The 22327-nt window shown below is 63.6% G+C and carries 22 protein-coding genes and 1 pseudogene; 9 read left to right on the forward strand and 14 right to left on the reverse strand.

The genetic code is table 11. The annotated features are described in order from the left end of the window. Window positions 1-16: 16 nt before the first annotated feature. From ACE10X_RS13430 to ACE10X_RS13465, 8 genes are all read right to left on the reverse strand, one after another. A complete protein-coding gene (locus ACE10X_RS13430; RefSeq protein ID WP_038388075.1) occupies window positions 17-550 on the reverse strand; it encodes an NADH-quinone oxidoreductase subunit B family protein in 534 nt (177 codons plus the stop codon). Between the two features lie 12 nt (window positions 551-562). Further along, complete coding sequence (locus ACE10X_RS13435; protein ID WP_038388076.1) at window positions 563-2074, reverse strand: NADH-quinone oxidoreductase subunit C; 1512 nt, start codon at window positions 2072-2074, stop codon at window positions 563-565. Between the two features lie 18 nt (window positions 2075-2092). Then, on the reverse strand, window positions 2093-3541 hold the full coding sequence (locus ACE10X_RS13440) for a hydrogenase 4 subunit F (protein ID WP_038388077.1): 1449 nt from the start codon (window positions 3539-3541) through the stop codon (window positions 2093-2095). Next, window positions 3538-4200: a hydrogenase-4 component E gene (locus tag ACE10X_RS13445; protein ID WP_038388078.1), complete on the reverse strand. Its 663-nt coding sequence runs from the start codon at window positions 4198-4200 to the stop codon at window positions 3538-3540. The genes ACE10X_RS13440 and ACE10X_RS13445 overlap by 4 nt, the downstream gene beginning before the upstream one ends. Beyond that, the gene (locus ACE10X_RS13450; RefSeq protein WP_304556556.1) at window positions 4200-5156 is read right to left on the reverse strand and encodes a respiratory chain complex I subunit 1 family protein; all 957 of its coding nucleotides are present in this window, start codon (window positions 5154-5156) and stop codon (window positions 4200-4202) included. Before ACE10X_RS13450 ends, ACE10X_RS13445 begins: the two co-directional genes overlap by 1 nt. Beyond that, window positions 5147-7162 (reverse strand): hydrogenase 4 subunit B, encoded by a 2016-nt coding sequence (gene hyfB / locus ACE10X_RS13455; protein WP_304556555.1) that lies wholly within the window; start codon window positions 7160-7162, stop codon window positions 5147-5149. Before hyfB ends, ACE10X_RS13450 begins: the two co-directional genes overlap by 10 nt. Then, window positions 7159-7431, reverse strand: coding sequence for a helix-turn-helix transcriptional regulator (locus tag ACE10X_RS13460; protein WP_028339461.1), 273 nt, complete (start codon window positions 7429-7431; stop codon window positions 7159-7161). The genes hyfB and ACE10X_RS13460 overlap by 4 nt, the downstream gene beginning before the upstream one ends. Before the next feature lie 167 nt (window positions 7432-7598). Then, window positions 7599-8498 (reverse strand): CHAD domain-containing protein, encoded by a 900-nt coding sequence (locus ACE10X_RS13465; RefSeq protein ID WP_375764264.1) that lies wholly within the window; start codon window positions 8496-8498, stop codon window positions 7599-7601. Between the two features lie 292 nt (window positions 8499-8790). Between ACE10X_RS13465 and ACE10X_RS13470 the strand changes: the two genes are divergently transcribed. The 3 genes from ACE10X_RS13470 to ACE10X_RS13480 all read left to right on the forward strand — a co-directional run bounded on the left by ACE10X_RS13470 (window position 8791) and on the right by ACE10X_RS13480 (window position 11070). Further along, window positions 8791-9225 (forward strand): MarR family winged helix-turn-helix transcriptional regulator, encoded by a 435-nt coding sequence (locus ACE10X_RS13470; RefSeq protein ID WP_038388084.1) that lies wholly within the window; start codon window positions 8791-8793, stop codon window positions 9223-9225. 77 nt (window positions 9226-9302) lie between these two features. Beyond that, entirely contained in the window at window positions 9303-10070 is a 768-nt protein-coding gene (locus ACE10X_RS13475) for an enoyl-CoA hydratase-related protein (protein ID WP_028339458.1), read from the forward strand. A 115-nt stretch (window positions 10071-10185) separates the two neighbouring features. After that, window positions 10186-11070 carry an aldose 1-epimerase family protein gene (locus ACE10X_RS13480; RefSeq protein WP_038388085.1) on the forward strand — a complete coding sequence of 295 codons (885 nt, stop codon included), beginning with the start codon at window positions 10186-10188 and terminating at the stop codon, window positions 11068-11070. Window positions 11071-11081: 11 nt separating this feature from the next. On the opposite strand, the gene ACE10X_RS13485 is transcribed toward ACE10X_RS13480, so the two are convergent. The 4 genes and pseudogenes from ACE10X_RS13485 to bfr all read right to left on the reverse strand — a co-directional run bounded on the left by ACE10X_RS13485 (window position 11082) and on the right by bfr (window position 14662). After that, entirely contained in the window at window positions 11082-11282 is a 201-nt protein-coding gene (locus tag ACE10X_RS13485) for a hypothetical protein (RefSeq protein WP_038388086.1), read from the reverse strand. An 83-nt stretch (window positions 11283-11365) separates the two neighbouring features. Continuing rightward, a pseudogene (trpS, locus tag ACE10X_RS13490) lies at window positions 11366-12366 on the reverse strand (tryptophan--tRNA ligase). A 430-nt stretch (window positions 12367-12796) separates the two neighbouring features. Further along, entirely contained in the window at window positions 12797-13852 is a 1056-nt protein-coding gene (ftsZ, locus tag ACE10X_RS13495) for a cell division protein FtsZ (RefSeq protein WP_038388088.1), read from the reverse strand. 327 nt (window positions 13853-14179) lie between these two features. Further along, on the reverse strand, window positions 14180-14662 hold the full coding sequence (gene bfr, locus ACE10X_RS13500; RefSeq protein ID WP_038388089.1) for a bacterioferritin: 483 nt from the start codon (window positions 14660-14662) through the stop codon (window positions 14180-14182). Between the two features lie 261 nt (window positions 14663-14923). On the opposite strand from bfr, the gene ACE10X_RS13505 reads away from it, so the two are divergent. The 3 genes from ACE10X_RS13505 to ACE10X_RS13515 all read left to right on the forward strand — a co-directional run bounded on the left by ACE10X_RS13505 (window position 14924) and on the right by ACE10X_RS13515 (window position 17551). Beyond that, window positions 14924-15292: a VOC family protein gene (locus ACE10X_RS13505; protein ID WP_038388090.1), complete on the forward strand. Its 369-nt coding sequence runs from the start codon at window positions 14924-14926 to the stop codon at window positions 15290-15292. A gap of 123 nt (window positions 15293-15415) precedes the next feature. After that, complete coding sequence (locus tag ACE10X_RS13510) at window positions 15416-16327, forward strand: complex I NDUFA9 subunit family protein (protein ID WP_038388091.1); 912 nt, start codon at window positions 15416-15418, stop codon at window positions 16325-16327. A gap of 537 nt (window positions 16328-16864) precedes the next feature. Next, entirely contained in the window at window positions 16865-17551 is a 687-nt protein-coding gene (locus ACE10X_RS13515) for a hypothetical protein (RefSeq protein WP_375764265.1), read from the forward strand. Window positions 17552-17629: 78 nt separating this feature from the next. Here ACE10X_RS13515 and ACE10X_RS13520 read toward each other — a convergent pair whose 3' ends face one another. Together ACE10X_RS13520 and ACE10X_RS13525 are read right to left on the reverse strand one after the other, a co-directional pair. Continuing rightward, window positions 17630-18235, reverse strand: coding sequence for a CarD family transcriptional regulator (locus ACE10X_RS13520; RefSeq protein WP_038388093.1), 606 nt, complete (start codon window positions 18233-18235; stop codon window positions 17630-17632). Between the two features lie 502 nt (window positions 18236-18737). Continuing rightward, window positions 18738-19472 carry an SDR family NAD(P)-dependent oxidoreductase gene (locus ACE10X_RS13525; RefSeq protein ID WP_038388106.1) on the reverse strand — a complete coding sequence of 245 codons (735 nt, stop codon included), beginning with the start codon at window positions 19470-19472 and terminating at the stop codon, window positions 18738-18740. 197 nt (window positions 19473-19669) lie between these two features. Here ACE10X_RS13525 and ACE10X_RS13530 point away from each other — a divergent pair, with 197 nt between their 5' ends. From ACE10X_RS13530 to ACE10X_RS13540, 3 genes are all read left to right on the forward strand, one after another. After that, window positions 19670-20083, forward strand: coding sequence for a DUF3830 family protein (locus ACE10X_RS13530; protein WP_016843084.1), 414 nt, complete (start codon window positions 19670-19672; stop codon window positions 20081-20083). Window position 20084: 1 nt separating this feature from the next. Continuing rightward, complete coding sequence (puuE, locus tag ACE10X_RS13535; RefSeq protein ID WP_038388094.1) at window positions 20085-21023, forward strand: allantoinase PuuE; 939 nt, start codon at window positions 20085-20087, stop codon at window positions 21021-21023. 141 nt (window positions 21024-21164) lie between these two features. After that, window positions 21165-22316, forward strand: coding sequence for a mechanosensitive ion channel family protein (locus ACE10X_RS13540; protein WP_051003271.1), 1152 nt, complete (start codon window positions 21165-21167; stop codon window positions 22314-22316). Window positions 22317-22327 lie beyond the last annotated feature (11 nt).

Raw genomic sequence — 22327 nt, forward strand, 5'->3', positions numbered from 1 at the left:
GCTTCTTTCCGTGCTTTCACCTTGCCGCGACCCCGGAGTCGACCGCCTCGAGCAAGGTCACGAGGCCACGCAGGATGGCGATCGGCGAAGGCGGGCAACCCGGAATATGGAGATCGACAGGAACGACGGTGGAGACTCCGCCAACCACGGCGTAGCTGCCGGCGAAGCATCCGCCATCCCTTGCGCAATCGCCCGCAGCGACAACCCATTTGGGATCTGGCGTCGCACGGTATGTGCGCTCCAGCGCCTCGCGCATGTTCTTGGTGACCGGACCTGTGACCAGCAGCACGTCGGCGTGACGGGGCGAGGCAACGAACCGGATTCCAAACCGTTCGACGTCGTAATACGCATTGCTTAACGCGTGTATTTCCAGCTCGCATCCGTTGCAGGAGCCCGCATCAACCTCGCGGATCGAGAGGCTGCGGCCGAGGCGTCGTCGTGCGGTGCGGCCGACCATGGTCGCGAGCTCCACGAGCGCAGCGTCGTCCGGGCGCGGCGCTTGCTCCGTCAATGGCTGGCGAAACAGGCTCTGGAACAGAAGTTTGCGCATCGCCTCAAGCCCTCAGAGATCCTGCCCGGAATAGGAGCAGTTGAACGACTTATTGCAGAGCGGGAAGTCCGCCACGATGTTGCCTTCGATGGCCGCCTCGAGCAGCGGCCACTGAAACCACGACGGATCGCGCAGATGGCATCGCTCGATCCGATCGCCGTTCAGGCGCAGCCAGGCCAGGATGTCGCCGCGGAAACTTTCGACGAGGGCCATGCCTTCGCAAGGCTCTGCCGCACTGTGCAGTGGCACTTTCACCGGGCCGGCCTCGAGGCCAATGAGGATCTGGTACGCCAGCGCAAGACTCTGCTCAACCTCGCGGATCCGGATCCAGACCCGGGCGTTGACGTCGCCGTCGCTGAGGACGGGGACTTCGAAGCGGAGGCCATCATAGGGGAGATAGCCGGGCCTGCGTCGGGCGTCATGGTCGCGGCCGCTCGCACGCCCGACATAACCACCGGCAGCGAATTGCCGGGCGAGCGTTGGAGTCACGATGCCGGTGCTGACGGTGCGGTCCTGCAACGAGGCGGTGTTGTCATAGAGCTCGACCAGCGCAGGGAAATGCCGGCGGATCTGGTCGAGTACGGCCCGGATTACGTCGGCTCCATCGCCGGCGATATCGCGCGCGACGCCGCCGGGAACGACGAGGTCGCGCATCAGGCGGTGGCCGAATGCAGCGTCAGCGGCGCGCAGCACGGATTCGCGCAGCACGGCGCAATGCGCCTGCATCAGCGCAAATGACGCATCGTTGCAGATCGCGCCGATATCGCCGAGATGATTGGCCAGTCGCTCGAGCTCGGCCATCAGCGCGCGAAGCAACAGCGCGCGCGGCGGCACGGCAATCCGCTGCGCGGCCTCGACGGCTTGCGCGAATGCCAGCCCATAGGCGACCGTGCTGTCGCCGGAGACCCGGCCGGCAAGCCGCGCGGCCTGCTCGACGGTGCTTCCGGCCATCAGCCCTTCGACGCCCTTGTGGGTGTAGCCGAGCCGCTGCTCGAGGCGGACCACCGTCTCTCCGCTCGCGGTAAAGCGGAAATGCCCGGGCTCGATGATGCCGGCATGCACCGGACCGACCGCGATCTGATGCAGGCTGTCCCCCTCGGCCGGGAGGAATTGATAAGGCGCTGCGTCCGCCGATGCATCGCGACGTTCGCCCAGCGGGAAGCGTGTTTGCCAGCGGCCATGATCGAGCCAGGGACGGGGATCCGGTATGCCCATGGCCTGCAATCCGAACAGGTCGTGGAGGGTGCGCTCCAATCGAAGCGCCGGTGGATGATGGGCCGCGACCGAAGGGAATTGGCGATCGGGACAATCCAGGCTGATCACGCCGATATCGGACGTGCGGTCGTCGAGGATGGCCATGTGCACGCGCGACGGCTCACCCCACAGCCCGAGCAGGCTCAGGCCGCCATCGGCAAATGCGTGAGCGGCGGTGCGCCAGGTATCGCCGTCCACCACGGCGCGCGGCCATGGATGATGCCGTTCGATTCTGTGGCCGGCCCGGATCAGATCGATCAACCTCGGCATATCCCGTTCTCCCTCGCGCTAACCCAGCAGGTTGGCGACGTGCTGGAACCAGACGACCAGCGGTCCCGGAAGGTAGATGCCCGCAGTCAGCACCAGCGCGAAATGCGCGAACATCGGCAAATAGGACGCATCCGCCGGCGCGGCATTGCCGCGCGGCTCGCCGAACGCAAGGCTGGTAAGGCGCAGGATCAGCGCGCCGAAGGCGAGCAGCAGGCCGAACACCAGCGGGATGGCGAGCAGCGGCTGGCGCGCGAAGGTGGAGCTGACGATGAGAAACTCGCTCATGAAGATACCGAGCGGCGGCAGGCCGGCGATCGCGACCACGCCGATCACGAGACTCCAGCCGAGTGCCGGATGCGACTCGGTCAGGCCGCGAATGTTGGCGATCCGCTGCGTGCCCTTCACCTGTGCAATGTGGCCGACCGCGTAGAAGATTCCCGACTTGGTGAGGCTGTGCATCACCATGTGGAGCAGGCCGGCAAAGTTGGCGAGCGGACCACCCATGCCGAACGCAAACACGATGATGCCCATGTGCTCGATCGAGGAGTAGGCGAACAGCCGCTTGATGTCGCGGCGGCGGTAAAGCATGAAGGCCGCGAACAGCAGCGAGGTCAGCCCCATCGTCACCATCAACGGCCCGGGCGATATCGCATCCGGATTGGCGGCGAGCAGGATCTTGAAGCGGAGCACCGCGTAGAGCGCGACGTTGAGCAGCAGGCCGGAAAGCACGGCGGAAATCGGGGTCGGGCCCTCGGCATGCGCATCCGGAAGCCAGGCGTGCAGCGGCGCCAGGCCGACCTTGGTGCCGTATCCGAGCAGCAGGAAGATGAAGGCGACGTTGAGCAATGCCGGGTCGAACGTCGCCGCACGGCTGATCAGCACCGTCCACACCATGGCGTCCTGACCCTCGCCGACCACCGGCAGCGCGGCCATGTACACCAGGATCGTGCCGAACAGCGCCAGCGCGATGCCGACGCTGCCGAGGATGAAATACTTCCAGGCCGCTTCCAGCGCCGCATGGGTCCGGTAGATGCCGACCATCAGGACGGTGGTGAGCGTGGCAACCTCGACCGCGACCCATATCAGGCCGATATTGTTCGACACGAATGCGAGGTTCATGCCGAACATCATCACCTGATACATGGCATGGTAGAATCGCAGATAGCCCGGCGTCAGCCGCCCGGTTTCGAGTTCGTGGGCGATATAGCTTGCGCTGAACACGCTCGTGGTGAATCCCACGAAGGTGTTGAGCACGATGAAGACGATGTTGAGATCGTCGATCAGCAGGTACCGGCCGGGTTGCGGGCGCTCGATGACGAGCAGCGAAAGCGCGGCCAGCAAGGTGCCGAGACTGGCCACGATATTGAGACCGGCGGTCAAGCGGTAGCCGGGCAGCGCGGCCAGCACCGCCGCGGCGGCGATCGGTATCAACAGAACCCAGGTGACGGCATCCGACGCGGCAGTCATCGGCGCTCCCCCCTGAATTCATCGAGCGCGCCGACGTCGACGGTGTCGAACCGCTCGCGAATGCGGAACAGGAACACGCCGATCACGATGAACGCGATCAGGATCGAGAAGGCGACGCTGATCTCCACGACGAGCGGCATGCCCTTGGCGCCTGTCGCGGCCAGCACCAGGCCGTTTTCCAGCGACATGAAGCCGACGACCTGGCTGACGGCGTTGCGCCGCGTCACCATGACGAGCAATCCCAGCAGCACCACCGACAGCGCGAAGGCGAGGTCTTCCCGCGCAAGCGGATCGGCCGCGCCGGTGATGCGCAGCATCAGCACCATGGACAGGGCGACGAGCCCCATGCCCGCAAGCATGGTCGGACCGATGCTCACCGCGGTCTCGATATCGCGATGAATGCCGAGCTGCTTGATGATCCGATGCAACGCCACCGGGATGACGATCGCCTTGAAGACCAGTGCGATGGCTGCGGTCACGTAGAGATGCGGCGCATTCTGGATGAAGGCCTGCCAGGCGACCGAAGCTGCGAGCACCACCGCATGAAGCGCGAAGATGTTCAGCAGCGCATACAGGCGGTCCTGATACAGCATCATGAAGCTGATCAGCACGAGCCCGCCGGCGAGCAGATGGGCGATGTCGAAGGCGAGGTTGTGCATCAGAAGCCCCGTGACACGAACCGAAGCAGCGTGCCGAGCAGGCCGAGCATCAGCGCCGCGCCAAGGAATTCGGGGACGCGGAACACCCGCATTTTGGCCGTCGCGGTCTCGAACACGGCAAGCAGGAAGCTCGCGACCGCAAGCTTGAGGATGTAGGCGGTAACGCTCACCAGATAGGACAGCGGCCCCGCGCCTTCCGTGGTGATCTGCCACGGGAAGAACACGCAGATGATCAGGGAGATGTAGAGCAGCAGCTTGAGGAAGGCGCCGAACTCGATCATGGCGAGGTGACGCCCGGAATATTCGAGGATCATCGCCTCGTGCACCATGGTCAGCTCCAGATGCGTCGCCGGGTTGTCGACCGGGATGCGCGCGTTTTCGGCGAGCGCCACCATGATGAGGGCGATCATCGCCATGCCGAGCGAGACGCGCAGTCCGACCTCCGACGATGCCATGAAGGTCGCGACCGTCGACAGCTGCGTCGAGCCGGCAATCAGCGCGACGCAGAACACCATCAACAGCATGGCCGGCTCGGCGAGCGCGGCGATCATCACCTCGCGGCTGGAGCCGATGCCGCCGAAGCTGGTGCCGACATCCATGCCGGCAAGCGCGAGGAAGAAGCGCGCGCTGCCGAGCAGGGCGACGATCGCGATCAGGTCGGCGCTCCAGTTGAATTGCAGGCCGGTCGCGAATGTCGGGACCAGCGCCGCCGCGACCCAGATGGCCGCAAACGTCACATAGGGCGTGACGCGAAACAGCCAGGACGCGTTTTCGGCGAGCACGACCTCCTTGCGCAGCAGCCGCAGCAGGTCGCGGTAGGGCTGGAAGATCGACGGCCCTTTCCGCCGCAACAGCCGCGCCTTGATCTTGCGCACGACGCCGGTCAGCAGCGGCGCGAGCAGCAGCACAAGCGCCATCTGGCCGAGCTGAACGAGGATGTCCGAGATCACGACCATATCGCGAGCGCCAGCAGCAATGTGATGAGGGTTGCGAACACCAGGCTGAGGTAGCGGCGGATGGTCAGGAACTGGAGCTGGTTCAGCCGATCGGCGAAAAACCACACGGCTTCCGCCACGGGTGTGTAGAGCCGCTCCCAGACCAGGTCGTGCATATCGACCCTGAGGCGGGCCGGCCGCAGTTCGCTCGGCGCCGGCATGTCGACATGCTCGCGGGCCTGGAAAACCAGCGTGCCGAAGACGCGGCGGATCGGCTGCACGAAGCTCACGCCGGAATACTGCGCCGCCGGTGTCGGGTCGGCGAAGCCGCAACCCCATGCCGGTCCGCGCCGGATCGCGCGCGACGCAAAGCGATGGATGAAATACACCGCGAGCGACGCCGCGGCGGTGATGAACGCAAAGACGAGCAATCCGTTGTAGGAACTGCGGCTCTCCTCGATTGGAACGATCGAGAGCCAGGGATCGTTCATCTGAACCGGCATCCGGTGGCCGATCACAGCCTGCGCAACGGGCGAGAGCGCGTCGATCACCGTGCCGGGCAGAATGCCGGCGAGGAAGCAGAGCACGGCGAGGCTGAACATCGCGGCGAGCGAATAGCGATCGACTTCGCCGGCGGCTTCCGCGGCCGGGCTCCGCGCGCGGCCGAGAAATGTGATTCCGAAAGCCTTGACGAAGCATGCGGCGGCGAGCGCCGCCGCCAGCGCCAGCAAGGCGCCGACCGCCGGCACCATGATCTTCAGCAGCCATTGCGGCAGGTCGGGGCTCTGCAGGACGGCCTGAAACATCAGCCATTCCGACACGAACCCGTTGAACGGCGGCAGCGCCGAGATCGCGACGCAGCCGACCAGAAAGACGAAGCTCGTGAGTGGCATGCGGTGGATCAGGCCGCCCAGCTTCTCCATGTCGCGTTCGCCGGTCGACGTCAGCACCGCGCCGGCCCCGAAGAACAGCAGGCTCTTGAAGAACGAATGGTTGAGCACGTGGAACAATGCGGCCGTGAAGGCGAGGGCCGCCGCGAGGCCAAGGCCGTTCGCCTGAAATGCCAGCGCAAGGCCGAGGCTTGCGAAGATGACGCCGATGTTCTCGATCGTGCTGTAGGCGAGCAGGCGCTTGAGATCCTTCTCCATCAGCGCATAGAGGATCCCCATGACTGCGGTCGCGCCGCCAAGGACGAGAACCACGACACCCGCCGACCAGCCTGGCGGCCCGAGCAGATCGAACACGACCCGGATGAATCCGTAGATCGCGACCTTGGTCATCACGCCGCTCATCAGCGCCGAGACATGGCTCGGCGCGGCGGGATGAGCCAGCGGCAGCCACACGTGCAACGGGATCAGGCCGGCTTTCGACCCGGCGCCGAGCAGCATCAGTGCGAGCACCAATGCGGCCTCGGACGGGGTGTGCCGGGCGGCGCGGATGGCCGCAAAGCTGTAGCTGCCGCCGGCTCCCGCCAGCAGGCCGAAGGCAAGCAACAGAGCCAGCGTCCCGAAGCTTGCCATCACGAGATAGACGTAGCCTGCGCGGGCATTGTCTGCGTCACGGTGATGCGCCATGACGAGCGCCCATGAGGCGAGCGACATGAACTCCCAGCACAGCAGGTAGGTGAACGCATCGTCGGCGAGCACGACGAGATTCATCCCGGCCAGGAACGCCGGGAAAAACGGAAGGATGCGCTGTGGCGCGGATTCGTGGCTGCCGTAACCGATGCCATAAAGACTTGCGGCCGCACCGCCGAGATTGACCACGACGAGAAAGAATGCGGCGAGCGCATCGAGGCGGAAATGCGATCCCAGCCATGGCAAGCCGACCGGCAGTATCAGTTCCGTCGCGCCGGTGCGGGCGATGAGCGAGAGCAGGGCTCCGGCCAATGCGACCAGCGAAATCGCAAAGGTCGTGCCGTAGACGATGGCTGTCGATTGGCGCGATCGGCTCGTTGCAATCGCGAGAGCGGTCGTTCCCAGCAGGGCGGCTACACACCAGATCTGCTGAGTGACCGCCGGGATCATGTCTGCACCTTCGGTGAGCCTGATCCGGCCTTCAATCGCACCCCGCGGCCGCCGCCGCTGCTGACGGCGCCCTCATTGATGACCTCGACGCCGGCCGTGCCGAGCGCGTCGATCAGTTTCACGAGCGAGTCGACGTTGCCGCGAATGGTGCCTTCGCTCGCCTCCATCCTCTGGATGGTTGGCACCGAAAGTCCGGACAGCTCGGCGAGCTGCCGTTGGTCGATGCCAAGCAAGGCTCTGGCAGCTCGCAGCTGCGCCGCGGTGATCATCGAGTGATGGCCGTCGATTTGAGGAGTCGCGTCTATTTGAATGTCATTTATGCACATCAAGTAATGATGGCACAAGAGCAATAAATGACGTTTTATACATCATTCATGCGCGTGATCGTCGACGCGAGCCGCATCCGCCGCGCCGACGACGTTGCGCTGACGCGCGCTCAGCTGGAGATTTTTCGATAGACCGCCGCGGCGTGGCGCAGCAGCCGGCTCTTGCGCTTCCGCTCGTGGACGCGCTGGTGCTTGGCCTTGCGCTCGTGGGCGCGCTGCGCGGGTGCATCGACACTCTCGAGCAATCCGCGACGCACCTCGTCGTCGTTCAATTCGCCGAGCAGTTGTTGCCCCTTGCGCAGATGCTTCAGCATGATCCGCCATGACGCGTATTCGTCAGGGGGCAAGCCGCCCTCCGAGAACTCGATGGCGTAGCGCAGCCGCTTGCTGGCGAGACGGACGCGGTGCCGCTTGTTCTTGCCCATGCCTTGCAGCCCGCGGCTCTTCTGGCACAGCTTGCCATGCCACCGCGCCAGCCGGCGCGCGTGGAAGACCGAGACCGGCACGGCGCGCCGTTGCGCGGCACGGGGATCCTGCCGCGTGGTCCAGGGGCCGCTGCCGACCCAGTCCCACATGCCATCGAACCACTGCCAGTAGCGGTCGCTTTGCAACGCCTCCCTGAGGGCTTCGAACGCATCGGTTCGCGCCGTCTGCAGCATGCGTTCTTCGGGCAAGCCCTTGCTGTTCTCGATCGCGACGTCGAGGTCGCGCGTTGCGCCGAGATGTGCGCTCAGCCATTTCAGTTCGGATTTCAGTCGCGTCCACTCGCTATCCGCCACCATCGGGCCGTAGAACGCGATCGCGGCTTTCAGGCGTGTCAGTGCAATGCGGGTCTGATGGAGCGCGGCCGGATCACCGGAGCTCAAGGCCTCGTGATTGGTCGCGACTTCTTCGAGGCACTCGGACAGGATCAGGCGAAAGGCGGTCTCGCAACGCATGGCGTCGCTGAGATGGCGTGCCCGCTTCGGGCGGACAACGCGCTCCCTGTCCGGACCTGCCGCTAACGTCATGACACTCTCGTGACCCCGCCAGAGCCGCAACGCGGCTCCCGGATGCAAAGATTTCCCGTTTGATCGACGTCGATCAAGGGTTTTCTGCCGGGCTGCAGCGCAGCGATCGGGCGGCGGGATCAAAATGTCGCAGTTGCGCCGATGGGAACGGCTTGTTCCGGCCGAGCGCGTGCTGATTGGGTGAGTGCGGGGTTCTGAGACCCCCGAACGCAATGACGGATCTCCGCCAATAGCCGGATATTTCGTGCACGAAATATCTTGATATTTCGCGTGCGAAATATATAACGGCGTGATGAAAGCGGAACACCGGCTGATCTTTCTTCTGACCGTGGCCTATCGCCGGTTGCAGCGCGCCATCGATCAGGAGACGGCCGCCCACGATCTGACCTCGGCTCAGGCCGGCGTGCTGTTCTCTCTGGGGCGCAATGACGGCGCGCTGATCGGCGACGTCTCGCAGGCGCTCGACATCGTGCCGTCGGCGATGAGCGGGCTCGCCGACCGGATGGAACGTGCAGGCCTCGTGAAGCGCCGGCGCGATGGCGAAGACGGGCGCAGCCAGCGGCTCTATCTGACCGCGGCGGGGCAGGAGCTCGGCAAACGCGCCGCAACGCGGACCAGGGCGATCAACAACCGTCTGATGGAGGGATTCTCGGACGCTGAAATCGACGTGGTGGCGCGTTGGCTGACCAGCCTGCAAGACAAGTTTCCGAAAGACAAGGACAGCTAGAGCGTCTTCGAGCGAAGTGGGTACCGGTTCGCGTGAAGAAGACGCGTCGAACAACAAGCAAGCAACAGGAGTGCAGCATGAGTGAAGTGGTCGTAGCGCTGGACGGCGGTGTCCTCACCGTGACGATGGCGCGCCCCGACAAGAAGAACGCGATCACCAACGCGATGTATGGCGCGATGGCCGACGCGCTCGAGCGCGCCGAAGGCGATTCCGCGATCCGCGCCGTGCTGCTGCAGGGCGACGGCGACAGCTTTACCGCAGGCAACGATCTCGCCGATTTCGCGGCGGTGTCGCGCGGCGTGCAGGGCGAGCGCCACGTGACGCGCTTCCTCGCCGCTTTGGCCAAGGCGACGCGGCCGCTGATTGCCGCCGTGCAGGGCAATGCGGTCGGCATCGGCACCACCATGCTGTTGCATTGCGATCTCGTCTATCTCGCGCCGACCGCGCGGCTGATCACGCCGTTCGTCAATCTGGCGCTGGTGCCGGAGGCGGCGTCGACCTATCTGCTGCCGCAGCGTATCGGCTATGCGCGCGCCTATGCGATGTTTGCGCTCGGCGAACCGGTCGAGGCGGAGACTGCGGTCTCGATCGGCCTCGCCAATGCGGTTGTGCCGCTCGCGGAGCTGCGCGCCAAGGCCCGCGCGGCGGCGGACGCGCTGGCGAAGCGGCCGTTCGGCTCGCTTCAGCATACCAAGGCGCTGATGCGCGACCCCGCCAGGATCAGCGCGCAAATGGCGCGCGAGGGTGAAATCTTCCAGGAACGGCTGATGAGTGCGGAGGCGCGCGAGGCCTTTGCCGCCTTTGCCGAGCGCCGCCAGCCCGATTTCTCCAAGATTGCGGGGTAGGCCCGAAGCGTGGCGCCGCCACGCAAGGGCGGCCGCACCATTGCTTTGGGGTTGACGGCCTCGCCGGCTTCGAACATCTCCTGTCGGGGCATAGCGCAACCCGGCGAGGCGAGGCATGAGCGACAGTCACACGCTGCGCGGCGATGGAATCGCCGCGACCATTTTGGCGCAGGGCGCCGAATTGTCGTCGCTCAGCAATGCCGACGGGACCGAACTGTTGTGGCAGGCCGGTCCGCAATGGCCGCGCCATGCGCCCATCCTGTTCCCGATCGTCGGCCGATTGAAGAACGATGCGCTGCGCCACAACGGCAAGACCTATCCGATGACGCAGCACGGTTTCGCGCGCGATCGCCGCTTTGCCTGGGTGGAGCAGGGGCCCCGATCCTGCAAGCTCGCGCTCATCGACGATTCAGAGACGCGTGCGCGCTATCCCTTCGCATTCAGGCTCGAGGTCACCTATACCGTTGATGGCGCCGATCTCGATGTCGCCTTCGACATCGTCAACACCGGCGCCGAGACGCTGCCGGCCTCGCTCGGCGGTCATCCAGCCTTCAACTGGCCGCTGCTTCCGGGGTTGCGGAAGGAGGCCTACGCGCTGACCTTCGAGAAGGATGAGCCGGCGCCGATCCGGCGGCTGACGGAGGGACTGATGCGGCCGCAGGCCGAGCCAACTCCGATCAAGACAAGTCCGATCAAGGGCAGGGTGCTCGCGTTGTCGGAGCAATTGTTCGACGACGACGCCATGATCCTCGATCAGGTTGCGAGCGCCTCGGTGCGCTTTGCTGCTGCGCAGGGCCCCGCGATCGAGGTGTCGTGGCGCGGCTTTCGCGAACTTGGCATCTGGTCGAAGGTCGGCGGCGCGGCGTTCCTCTGCATCGAGCCGTGGCACGGCTTTGCCAGCCCGGTCGAATTCGACGGCGAGTTCGCCGGCAAGCCCGGCCTCATGCACATCGCGCCGGGCGCGCGGCAGTCACTGGGCTATCGCATTCGCGTGAGCTGACGAAGCACAGGTCAATGGGCACGGGGGCTGAGCGCACTGGTGATCGCGCCGACCGATGGCGGGTTCTCGTTCGCCCAAGCCTCATGCGCGGCCAGGTCGCGGTAATGCCCGGCCATGCGCAGCAGCCGCTCGCGGATGCCGGCATCTTCCTCGCCCTTGGCCTGATCGGTCAATTGTGCGGCGCGTTCGAGAAGCGTTTTCGGATCGATCACGACAAGCTCCAAATCCGGTTTTCGCCAAGCGGACAACTGTTACAGGCAAGCACAGTTCCTGCCATGGTTTGATGACAGCGCATTCAGAGCTGGAACACGCCGAGTCCCGCCATCACATCGCGCTTGGTGCGCTCGGTGATCTCGCGGGCTTTCAGGGTTCCGCGCCTGATCACGTCAGCGACATGGTCGCGATTGCTTGCCAGCTCGGCGCGCCGGGCCCGGATCGGTGCGATCAGGGCTTGCAGGATATCCTCCAGCCGCCGCTTGACGGCTGCGTCGCCGAGACCGCCACGCCGATAGCGCGCCTTCAATTCCTCGACCGCGTGCTGATCGTCATCGAACGCGTCGAGATAGCTGAAGACGACATTGCCCTCGATCTTGCCGGGGTCGCCGACACGCAGGTGATCGGGATCGGTGAACATCGCATGCACCGCGGCCGAGATGTCACCGGGCGAGGCCGAGAGAGCAATCGCATTGCCGGCGGATTTGCTCATCTTGGCGCGCCCGTCGGCGCCCGGCAGCCGTCCCGCGCGCGGTATGACGGCCACCGCCTCCTGCAGGAGCGCACGACCGGCGAGCGCGTTGACGCGCCTGATGATCTCATTGGTCTGTTCGATCAGGGAAGCCTGGTCCTCGCCGACCGGCACGACGGTGGCCCGAAACGCGGTGATATCGGCGGCCTGCGCCACCGGGTAGCACAGGAAGCCCGCCGGGATGTCGCGTCCGAATCCGCGGGCGCGGATCTCGTCCTTGATGGTGGGATTGCGCTCCAGCCGCGCGACGGTGACGAGGTTGAGATACAGCATCGACAACTCCGCGAGCGCCACAGCTGCGACTGCAGGCAGATCGAGGTTCGTTCGGGATCGATGCCGACGGCGAGATAATCCAGCGCGACCTCGATGACGTTGCCGCGGACCTTGCCGATGTCGTGCGCGTTGTCGGTCAGCGCCTGCATGTCGGCGAGCAGCAGGAACTGCTCATGACTGTCCTGAAACGCGAGGCGGCTTCTGAGCGAGCCGACGTAATGGCCGAGATGCAGCGGCCCGGTGGTGCGGTCGCCGGTGAGGATGATCGGTTTGGTCACGGCTTGTCTCCATTCGGTTGAATGGGGACGCCGCATGCGGGCCGGATGAGATGAAAGAAAAAGGCCGCCCAATGCGGCGGCCCCGAAATGCATGAACGCGTTCGGCCCGCCTGTCAGTCGGCGAGCCACCAGAAATTGGCGATCAGGATCGAGCGGTTCATGGCGTGAGGCGTAAGGCAATCAAGCGAGCCGGTCAAGCCGGCATAGCCGGGTGCGTCCTCAAAAAGTCGGTTGCTGCGAGCCGGCTACCTGATGTCTGCTTCTCCCCCAAACAGCGGCGCGGGAGCGGACATCGCGGCACTTCGCCTTCGGGCCAGGAGCGGAAATAGCCGAGTGCCCGGCATTCATGGACGCGGAGTAGCCAAGGTCGATACCGAAACGCTCCTTTATTGCGCGCACTGGACCGACGCGCCGATGCGGTGCGCGTCGGTTAGCGGTGTACTGCGCTCGATTCGGCGATTTGACGGCTGTCGTTGCGCAGCCTGCCGGCGAGCTCTGTAAGTGAGCTTTCCGCTGGTTGCGCGTGGGGTGCCGGGTCAAGATTATCGATGCCGGTCGCCACTACCGAGACGCGGACGATACCCTCCAGGCTTTCATCAAACGATGCGCCAATGATGATGTTGGCGTCCTGGTCGGCCTCGTCGCGAATGCGGGTAGCAGCTTCGTCGACTTCGAATAACATCAGGTCCTTGCCGCCAGTGATGGAAATGATGAGGCCGCTGGCACGCTTGATCGAGGGGTCCTCGATCAATGGGTTTGAGATCGCTGCTACGGCGGCGGTGACCACGCGGTTTGCGCCGGAAGCCTCGCCTCTGCCCATCATGGCCTTGCCCTTCTCCCGCATGACGGCGAGAACGTCGGCAAAATCGAGGTTGATCAGACCTTCCTTGACTATGAGGTCGCTGATGCAGGCCACACCCGAATAAAGCACCTGATCGGCCAACACGAAAGCATTGGAGAACGTGGTTTTTTCGTTGGCCACCCGGAATAGGTTCTGGTTTGGGATGATCAGCAGAGTATCTACCACCTTCAGTAGTTCCGCGATGCCGGCCTCGGCAAGGCGCATGCGGCGCTGGCCCTCGAAGTGGAATGGCTTAGTGACTACACCGATGGTGAGAATGCCAAGCTCGCGCGCGGTCTTGGCGATAATGGGCGCTGCGCCGGTGCCCGTACCGCCGCCCATGCCGGCAGTAACGAACACCATGTGTGCGCCGGTCAAAGAATCGCGGATCGCGTCGATCGTCTCTTCGGCTGCGGCGCGCCCCACTTCAGGATGCGAGCCAGCGCCGAGACCTTCCGTCACCCGCGTGCCCATCTGGATGAGGCGCTCGGCCTTCGACATGGTAAGCGCCTGTGCATCGGTATTGGCGACGATGAAGTCGACGCCTTGCAGCCCGGCCGCGATCATGTTGTTGACTGCATTGCCACCGGCACCGCCGACCCCAAACACGGTAATGCGCGCCTTCATCTCGCAAATATCGGTCATTCTTGCCTCACAATTGCTCTACCGAGCTGGGGACTGAGGGCTATACACCAGGATTTTGCTCCTAAGTGAGCGCGGCAAGCGCAGTCGCTTAGCAAGCGACGAGCGGCCACTGGCGAGATTTTCAGGCGCGCACCTGGCGCGGCATATGTCAGCGTCTTGGCGGACACCGGCTGTTCCTGGACCGAACCGAGCGGCAATCGGCTGATGATGACCAGGCTTGAGGTTAGGCTAGGCCGCGATGGTTAACGAATTCCTAACGGGCGAGCAGCGGTCATAATTCCGCGCCGCCGCGGTGTCCGATTTGGGCCGAATGCAGTCGTTTGCACTTTAGTCCTTGTCGAGCTCTCCGATATGACGCTGGGCATACAGCTCGAGGCCGATCCTCGCGACGAGTTCGATCTGGGTTTCCAGAAAATCGATATGCTCTTCCTCATCGTGCATGAGTTGCTCAAACAGATCCCGTGTCACGTAGTCCTTGACCTGATGGCACTGGGTCGCAGCTTGAGCGTAGAGGGAGTACGCCGACAATTCGGCTTGCAAGTCGCTATCGAGCACGGCCTTCACGGTCTTCCCGATATGGAGGGATTCCAGCGTCTGCATATTGGGAGATCCATCGAGGAAGATGATGCGTTCGATGAGCTTGTCTGCGTGTTGCATTTCTTCAATCGATTCCTTGCGCCACGCCTTGGCCAGCATCTTGTAGCCCCAATTGTCGAGGAGGCGGTAGTGCAGCCAGTACTGGTTCACTGCGGTGAGCTCGTGGCGCAGCGCTTTGTTGAGGTGTTCGATAACGTCTTTATCGCCCTTCATGCTCCCCTCCTTTTCGCGGGTGCCACCGGGATCGATAGGTTGTGTGGGCGTCTGGACTTGATGTTTGGCCGACGCGATGGAGAGCTTAGAGCGTCAGCGCTTTCGGTTCGAGCGGTTTGGGGCATCTACCGCTCGCCGTGAGCGGCGACGCAAGGAAAGGGGCGCTCGGCGTTGACTTGCTCACCGTTCGACGCACATGAGAGGTTAATCTCTGCGCCGCGACTTCAAAAGCGTCGGGAGGTAGAACAGGGAGTTTTGGCCATGATCGAGGGGATAAGCGCGCTCACGCTGGGCACCCATGACATGCCACGAGCTGTCCGATTCTACCGAGCCCTGGGCTTTGAGGTCCTGCATGGCGGCGAATGGTCGTCGTTCACAAGCTTTCGAGCAGGTCCGAGCTACCTCAACCTCATCGACCAACCTGCCGAACGACGCTGGTCCTGGTGGGGTCGGGTCATCTTCTACGTCACCGATGTTGACGCACTTTACGAACGCGCGCTCGCGGTGGGTTACCAGCCGGCGACTGTGCCCCGCGATGCTGAATGGGGTGAGCGTTTCTTCCACCTAGCTGACCCCGACGGCCACGAACTCAGTTTCGCTCGGCCTTTGCATCCGGCTTCCGTCCAATAGCGGTTCGAAGCGGCCTGCATTCCAACCGTCGCTGCGAAAGGGTATTGTTCCGACAGACGGCCATCGCCCTGACGTCAGCTTCGGCTCGGGCTATGGCGCGTTCTCTCGAGCAAAGATCAAAGGATGGCAACGAACGGTCGCACCGTCACTGTATTCGGCGGAACCGGCTTTCTCGGCCGCCGCATCGTTCAGCATCTGCGCGATCACGAATTTCCCGTCCGGATCGCGTCAAGGCATCCAGATCGCGGGCGCAGTCAGTTTGGACCGCATGATTCCCAACTTCTGTTCGTCGAGGCCGATATTCACGACGAACGGTCTGTCGCAAATGCGCTTGCCGGCGCTTACGCCGCCGTCAACACCGTCAGCCTTTACGTCGAGCACGGGCGTGAGACGTTTCATTCCGTTCATGTCGAGTCCGCCCAGCGGGTAGCGGCCCAAGCGCACCGGGCCGGAGTCAAAAGACTCGTTCATTTGTCAGGCATCGGCGCCGATGCCGCGTCTCGATCGCGGTACATCCGAGCGCGCGGCGAAGGTGAACTGGTGGTCAGGGCTACGTTTGCCGGCGCGTATATCATCCGACCCGCCGTCATGTTCGGACCGGACGATGCGTTTCTTACGACCATCCTCAACCTTCTCCGCCGGCTGCCGATCTATCCGATGTTCGGCCGCGGCTCGATGAAACTGCAGCCGGCCTATGTGGAAGATGTGGCGGAGGCGACTGTCCGGATCATCCAGCGAGCCGAGACGCAACCGACGATCTTCGAGTGCGGCGGCCCTCGCGTTTATTCCTACGAAGAATTGGTCGGAATCGTCGCGCAGCAGGCCGGTCTTGCGCCCATCCTGGTCCCGATCCCGCTCGCCGTTTGGCACGCCCTGGCATGGGCTTCCGAAATACTCCCGGACCCGATTCTCACGCGCAATCAGGTGGAGCTGATGCAGATCGATACCGTGTCGTCGCCTGGCCTTGTCGAACTTGGGATTTCGCCGCAGCCGGTTGAGGCAATACTCCAAAAGATGCTGTCAACGCGCGGATGACAGGGACTCATCGGTTAGATCCGCTTCAGATGGCTGGTTCGCGCGCTACCATTACAGGACGCGGTGGCTTATCCGCCGTTCGACGGCGGCAATATGGCTGTGCGCCGTCGGCAGCTGCAGATGGTTCGGGGGCAACTGACCTTGGGGTCACGAACGACAAAACTCAAAGTAACGCGTCCGCTTTCGGGCGCATCGCGACCAAAGCGCTCCTTGGCGGGGCTTTTTGAGCCGCCTGCGCCAGAACAGGCAAGGTCCGCTCCGTACCATTGAGCCGAAACTGTGAAGCGATCTTCGGCTGCGGGCCAAGCCTCGGTTCATGCGATGCACAACAGGAGACCGAGATTCGTTCATGCGGCGGGTGCTTCCGAGGCGGTCTTATTGATCATGTTCCTGCCAAGACGCGATTGGGCGTCACCAAGTCCACGTTGAACCGTCATCAATCTAGCGGGGACTAACCATTCAGCGCGGCTGGTCCAACCGCAAGCGGGACAAGACCGCGAAGCCGCCGCAGCCGAATGCCTTATATGGACCCTCTCCATGTCCGACACCCATGTCCGCGATCCCTCGTGGAAAACCGATTTAATCTGGCACTATTTCCACGCCGTCACGACGGCGGCCAAGGCACCCGCCGCCTATCGCAAGTTCTACAGCAATCAGGACGCCAGCGACGAATTGGACAGCCGCCATCGCGTCTATGAAATGCTGGTGGATGAGCAGCTGCACACCCTTCCCACCCTGGCGGCGACCGCTGACGCGTCGATGGAAAACTACAAGAAGAGCAAGCTGCCGTGGAACCAGAACAATGACGGTTTCCTCAAGGCTGTGAACAACGAATATTGGTGCGGATCGATCATCAAGATCGTGTTTGTCCGCTATATGGGCTGGAAAATGGCCGAACCGACGGCGCGCGACCAGGTGAGCGCGGGCCGCGATCCCAGCAAAGCGGTGGATTGGACAATCAAGAATCTCGAAAACAAGGTGCCGGTGCGGGCTTCCCTCGGCGGCGCCCATTATGTGGGCATTGTCGGCCACCGCACATCGGGAGCCGACGGCAAGATCACCGAGTTTCTGTGTCTCGACCCATGGGCCTATGGCATCGACGGGGGCAATCGGGACATGAAATATGCCGGTACAAAGACCGCCTTTCTCGGGATCAGCAAACGCGACGGCGCGATATGGACCTATAGCAACAAGACCGTCGCCTTCGTCGAACGGCCATCCTAGGAAATCATATCTGGCCGGCGGCGCCGGAACGTCGGCCGGGACCCGGACGCAGACGTTCCGAGGAGGTGCGACCAGTCTCTATGCGCTCCGCCTGACCTCAGCAATGATGAGGCTTTCAAGCTGCTTGACGGCTTCCTCTTCAGTAATGCCGCTAACGAGCGCCACTTCTCCGGACAGGCGTTCGACCGCCGCAGCGTACAGCTGTCGTTCGCTGTAGCTCTGCTCGGAATTGACCGCGGGCCGATACAGATCGCGCATGACCTCCGCGATAGCGACAATATTGCCCGAATTGATCTTGCTTTCGTATTCTTGAGCAAGTCGGGACCAATTACCCCGCGCTTTGTGCGGCGCCTGCCCCAGGATTCGTCGCATGTGCTCGATCGAAACGGGATCGGACAGTTGACGCATTCCGGCGTTTGCCGCCTTCCTCGTCGGAACGCGGAGCGTCATCTTGCTCTTCGCGAAATAGACGACAAAGAACTCGAGGCAAGCCCCCGCCACCGTCTGTTCCTCAATCGCTACAATTTGGCCGACGCCGTGCGCAGGGTATACGATCAAGTCCGTTGCCCTAAATCCAAAGCGCGTCTCGCCGTTCTGGCCCTCATCCGTTTTATCGGCGGAGGTCACTGATGCTGAATGTGTGTGGTTCGAATAAGGAGATCTGGTCTGATTATCGAAATTCATTTCGCGACAAGCTCCATGGCTTCTGAAATTGGCTCATGCCAATTTCAGCTCTGATCAATCAAGCATCTGAAACAAACTGCCGGGCTGGAAATGATTCATGTTGCCCGATCTGTCCCTAACCAATAAGCCGCAAGCGCGTGCGCCGCCACGAGAATGACGCCTCCAATTTCCATTCCCTTCAATCGCTGTGGCTTCTTGGCAACGTGTTCCCACTCGGCGAAATCAATCGTTTCGTGCCGATGAAACGAACATTTGCCAAAACCCAAGGGACGGGACACCGGAGCAATGGGTGGAACCGGCAGGGATGCACACGTCTCTGCCGCTGCTGGTCCAGATGCACTCACCTGCAGGCGATGATCTCTCATGCCTCGATCAGTTCACTCATTCGTACCGCAGGCGCGATGATCCCGCGACCGACGCGTTATGACAAGCTCGCCGCCAGCTACCTTGCCTTCGTTCAATTCGCATCGATCGGGCTATGGCTGCGCGCTGATGAGTCCGCCTAGTTGAACGCCATGCCGCCGCTCATTGCGATGGTCTGTCCGGTCATGTAGGGATTATTGACCAGCAGCATCACGGCCTGCGCGACCTCCTCGGCGGTGCCGAAACGGCCCATCGGAATGCGGCTGGCCAGCTCGCTCTGTCCCTTCATCATGTCGGTCTCGATCAGCGACGGCGCGACGGCATCGACCGTGATGCCCTCCTTGACGAGGCGTGCGGCGTAGCCGCGGGTCAGGCCCTCCATCGCCGCCTTGGATGCGTTGTAGTGCGGCCCGATCGAGCCGGCGCCGCGTGCGGCGCCGGAGGAGATGTTGACGATGCGGCCCCATTTCCGGGTGCGCATCATCGGCAGCACCGCTTGCGTGCACAGGAACGCCGATTTGAGATTGACCGTGATCGTGCGGTCGAAATCCTCCTCGGTGAGGTCGTCGATACCCCTGACGATGGCGATGCCGGCATTGTTGACGAGGATGTCGACCGGGCCGAGCCCGGATTTGACGCGCTCGACCAGCGTGGCGACGGCGGCGGCTTCCGAGACGTCGGCGGCGATCGCGACGGCGCGGCCACCGGCGGCAATGATGCCCTTCGCCAGCGTCTCCGCCTCCGCCGAGCGCTCGCGATAATTGATGGCGACGGCGGCGCCGGCATCCGCCAGCATCTTGACGATCGCCGCACCGATGCCGCGCGATCCGCCGGTCACCAGCGCCACGTGTCCGTGCAGAATGCTTGTTGTCATCAAAGTCACCCTGTTCGACGTATCCGTACAGGCTCGCAAACGGGGAGGCGCGGCGCAACGCAACTCTGCTCAAATCTGCGTTGCGGGGGCGCCGAGCGGCGAAAAACCGGCTTCCCGGGCCGGAATCGGCCTTGCGTCGGGCGCGGGCCGGCGGCAATGGTTGGGGCATCACTTCTTTGCGCACCCACGAGAGATCGATGAGCAAACTGATTGTCCGCGCCGGCGAGTTCACCTTTGACGCCCGTTTCGAGGAGCAGCTCGCGCCGAAGACGGTCGCCGCGTTCCGCAAGGCGATGCCGTTCGAGAGCCAGGCGATCCATGTGCGCTGGAGCGGCGAGGGCGTCTGGATGCCGCTCGGCGATCTCGACTTCGGCGTGTCCTACGAGAACCACACCAGCTATCCGGCGCCGGGCCAGATCATCCTCTATCCCGGCGGCATCAGCGAGACCGAGATCCTGCTCGCCTATGGCGGCGTGCATTTCGCCAGCAAGATGGGCCAGCTCGCCGGCAATCATTTCATCACGCTGACATCGGGGCTGGAGAACCTCACCGCCTTCGGCAAGACCGTGTTGTGGAAGGGCGCGCAGAACATCCGCTTCGAGGAAATCTGATGTGACCGAGGCCCGCTATCCGCGCGATCTCCGCGGCTACGGCCGCAATCCGCCCGATCCGAAATGGCCCGACGCGGCGCGCATTGCCGTGCAATTCGTGGTCAATTTCGAGGAGGGCGGCGAGAACAACATCCTGCACGGCGATCGCGCCTCGGAAGCGTTCCTGTCCGATGTGCTCGGCGCGCAGCCCTGGGTCGGGCAGCGTCACGCCAATATCGAAACGATGTTCGAATATGGCTCGCGCGCCGGCTTCTGGCGGCTGTGGCGGATATTCACCGCGCGGAAGCTGCCGGCCACGGTGTTCGGCGTCGCGATGGCGCTGAAGCGCAATCCGGACGTCGTCGCCGCGATGCAGGAGGCAGGCTGGGACATCGCGAGCCACAGCCTGCGCTGGGTCGAGCACAAGGACATGTCGGAGGACGAGGAGCGCGAGGAGATCGCCCGCGCCATTGCCGTGCACACCGAGGCGACAGGCGCGCGGCCGCTCGGCTGGTACACCGGCCGCTCCTCGATCAACACGATGCGGCTTTTGATGGAGGCGGGCGGCCTCCGTTATCTCTGCGACTCCTATGCCGACGATCTGCCGTACTGGATCAAGGCTGATGGCACCGAGCCGCATCTCGTGATCCCCTATACGCTCGATGCCAACGACATGCGCTTCATCAACGCGCAGGGCTTCGGCGGCGGCGAGGAGTTCTACAGCTATCTGAAAGACAGTTTCGACGTGCTCTATGCCGAGGGCGCGACCTCGCCGAAGATGATGTCGGTCGGCCTGCATTGCCGTGTCGTCGGCCGTCCCGGCCGCGCCGCCGCGTTGATGCGCTTTCTCGACTACATCCAAAAGCACGAGCATGTCTGGGTGCCGACGCGGCTTGCGATCGCCGAGCATTGGCACGCCAATCTGAAGCATCTCGCCGCGGACGCGTTCGAGATCGGCTAGCGCCGGTTCCACTCCAGCCAAATTGACGCAACATCCTGCGCATCCGAATTGCGTCGGGTGAATTGCTGCGTTGCACAGACGTCAGAAGCGATCCCGGATTCCACGCGTTAGCAGCCTGCAACGCGGGAGCAGGCGGGTTTCATGCAAGACGTCCAGGAGATCGTAACCGGATTGGAACACACATTTCGCTGGGTTCCGGATTGGGTGGTCGGCCTCGTCCTGATCACGGCCGCGATCGCCGTTGCGCTCGTCGTTCACTCCATCGCGCAACGCATCGTCCATCGCATGGTTGGACCAAAGAATTCCGTCGCGCCGATGCTGCTTGACCGGACGGCCGGTCCGTCGCGGCTGGCGCTGTGCCTTGCCGCCGTCGCGCTGGTGTTGCCATTGGCGCCGCTCAACGATCTGTTGCGGCTGACCCTCAGTCATTTCTTCGGCGTCGCCGTGATCGCGCTGATCGGCTGGATCTCGATCCGCGCCGTCGACATGGCGTCGGCCAGATATCTCGACAAATTTCGTCTCGACGTTGCCGAGAATTTCCTGGCGCGCAAGCACGTCACCCAGGTGCGCGTCTTCAAGCGGGTCACCGACACGCTGATTGTCATCATCGCGGTCTCCACCGCGCTGATGACGTTCGACTCGGTCAGGCAATATGGCGTCAGCCTGTTCGCTTCCGCCGGCGCCGCCGGCCTGATCGTCGGCCTCGCGGCAAGGCCGTTGCTGAGCAACCTGATCGCCGGCGTGCAGATCGCTGTGACCCAGCCGATCCGGATCGAGGACGCCGTCATCATCGAGAACGAATGGGGCTGGGTCGAGGACATCGCTTCGACCTATGTCGTGATCCGGCTGTGGGACTGGCGCCGCATGGTGGTGCCGCTGTCCTATTTCATCGAGCGCCCGTTCCAGAACTGGACGCGCGACGCGCAATCGCTGATCGGTGCGATTGCGCTGCATGTTGATTATAGTGCCGACGTGCCGGCGATCCGGAAAAGGCTGGAGCAGGCGGCGAAGGAGTCGCGGCTCTGGGACGGCGCGGTGGTCAATCTGCAGGTAATCGACACCCACCCGCGCACCATCGAGCTGCGCGCGCTGATCAGTGCACGGAATGCGCCGCAATCCTGGGACCTGCGCTGCGAGATCCGCGAGAAGCTGCTGGCGTACATCCGTGACGAGATGCCGGACGCGCTGCCGCGCGATCGGGCGATCCTGGCGCCCGCCGTCGATGATTTCGGCCGGGCGTTCCTGCGCGGCGCGCCGGCACGGCAGCGTGCGGCGGCGCCGGCGGGCAACTGATCGTGGTTTGC

This window comes from Bradyrhizobium sp. Pha-3, from assembly GCF_042258325.1.
GTDB lineage: Bacteria > Pseudomonadota > Alphaproteobacteria > Rhizobiales > Xanthobacteraceae > Bradyrhizobium > Bradyrhizobium elkanii.

What these genes read in the sequence shown, in the direction of transcription:
- ACE10X_RS13480 (WP_038388085.1), top strand. Translation starts at nt 10,186, where the DNA reads ATGAGCGACAGTCACACGCTGCGCGGCGATGGAATCGCCGCGACCATT.
- ACE10X_RS13540 (WP_051003271.1), top strand. Translation starts at nt 21,165, where the DNA reads ATGCAAGACGTCCAGGAGATCGTAACCGGATTGGAACACACATTTCGC.
- ACE10X_RS13450 (WP_304556556.1), bottom strand. Translation starts at nt 5,156, where the DNA reads ATGGTCGTGATCTCGGACATCCTCGTTCAGCTCGGCCAGATGGCGCTT.
- bfr (WP_038388089.1), bottom strand. Translation starts at nt 14,662, where the DNA reads ATGAAGGGCGATAAAGACGTTATCGAACACCTCAACAAAGCGCTGCGC.
- ACE10X_RS13440 (WP_038388077.1), bottom strand. Translation starts at nt 3,541, where the DNA reads ATGACTGCCGCGTCGGATGCCGTCACCTGGGTTCTGTTGATACCGATC.
- ACE10X_RS13470 (WP_038388084.1), top strand. Translation starts at nt 8,791, where the DNA reads ATGAAAGCGGAACACCGGCTGATCTTTCTTCTGACCGTGGCCTATCGC.
- ACE10X_RS13465 (WP_375764264.1), bottom strand. Translation starts at nt 8,498, where the DNA reads ATGACGTTAGCGGCAGGTCCGGACAGGGAGCGCGTTGTCCGCCCGAAG.
- ACE10X_RS13505 (WP_038388090.1), top strand. Translation starts at nt 14,924, where the DNA reads ATGATCGAGGGGATAAGCGCGCTCACGCTGGGCACCCATGACATGCCA.
- ACE10X_RS13435 (WP_038388076.1), bottom strand. Translation starts at nt 2,074, where the DNA reads ATGCCGAGGTTGATCGATCTGATCCGGGCCGGCCACAGAATCGAACGG.
- ACE10X_RS13515 (WP_375764265.1), top strand. Translation starts at nt 16,865, where the DNA reads ATGTCCGACACCCATGTCCGCGATCCCTCGTGGAAAACCGATTTAATC.
- ACE10X_RS13445 (WP_038388078.1), bottom strand. Translation starts at nt 4,200, where the DNA reads ATGCACAACCTCGCCTTCGACATCGCCCATCTGCTCGCCGGCGGGCTC.
- ACE10X_RS13430 (WP_038388075.1), bottom strand. Translation starts at nt 550, where the DNA reads ATGCGCAAACTTCTGTTCCAGAGCCTGTTTCGCCAGCCATTGACGGAG.
- ACE10X_RS13510 (WP_038388091.1), top strand. Translation starts at nt 15,416, where the DNA reads ATGGCAACGAACGGTCGCACCGTCACTGTATTCGGCGGAACCGGCTTT.
- ACE10X_RS13520 (WP_038388093.1), bottom strand. Translation starts at nt 18,235, where the DNA reads ATGAATTTCGATAATCAGACCAGATCTCCTTATTCGAACCACACACAT.
- ftsZ (WP_038388088.1), bottom strand. Translation starts at nt 13,852, where the DNA reads ATGACCGATATTTGCGAGATGAAGGCGCGCATTACCGTGTTTGGGGTC.
- ACE10X_RS13460 (WP_028339461.1), bottom strand. Translation starts at nt 7,431, where the DNA reads ATGATCACCGCGGCGCAGCTGCGAGCTGCCAGAGCCTTGCTTGGCATC.
- ACE10X_RS13525 (WP_038388106.1), bottom strand. Translation starts at nt 19,472, where the DNA reads ATGACAACAAGCATTCTGCACGGACACGTGGCGCTGGTGACCGGCGGA.
- hyfB (WP_304556555.1), bottom strand. Translation starts at nt 7,162, where the DNA reads ATGATCCCGGCGGTCACTCAGCAGATCTGGTGTGTAGCCGCCCTGCTG.
- ACE10X_RS13475 (WP_028339458.1), top strand. Translation starts at nt 9,303, where the DNA reads ATGAGTGAAGTGGTCGTAGCGCTGGACGGCGGTGTCCTCACCGTGACG.
- ACE10X_RS13530 (WP_016843084.1), top strand. Translation starts at nt 19,670, where the DNA reads ATGAGCAAACTGATTGTCCGCGCCGGCGAGTTCACCTTTGACGCCCGT.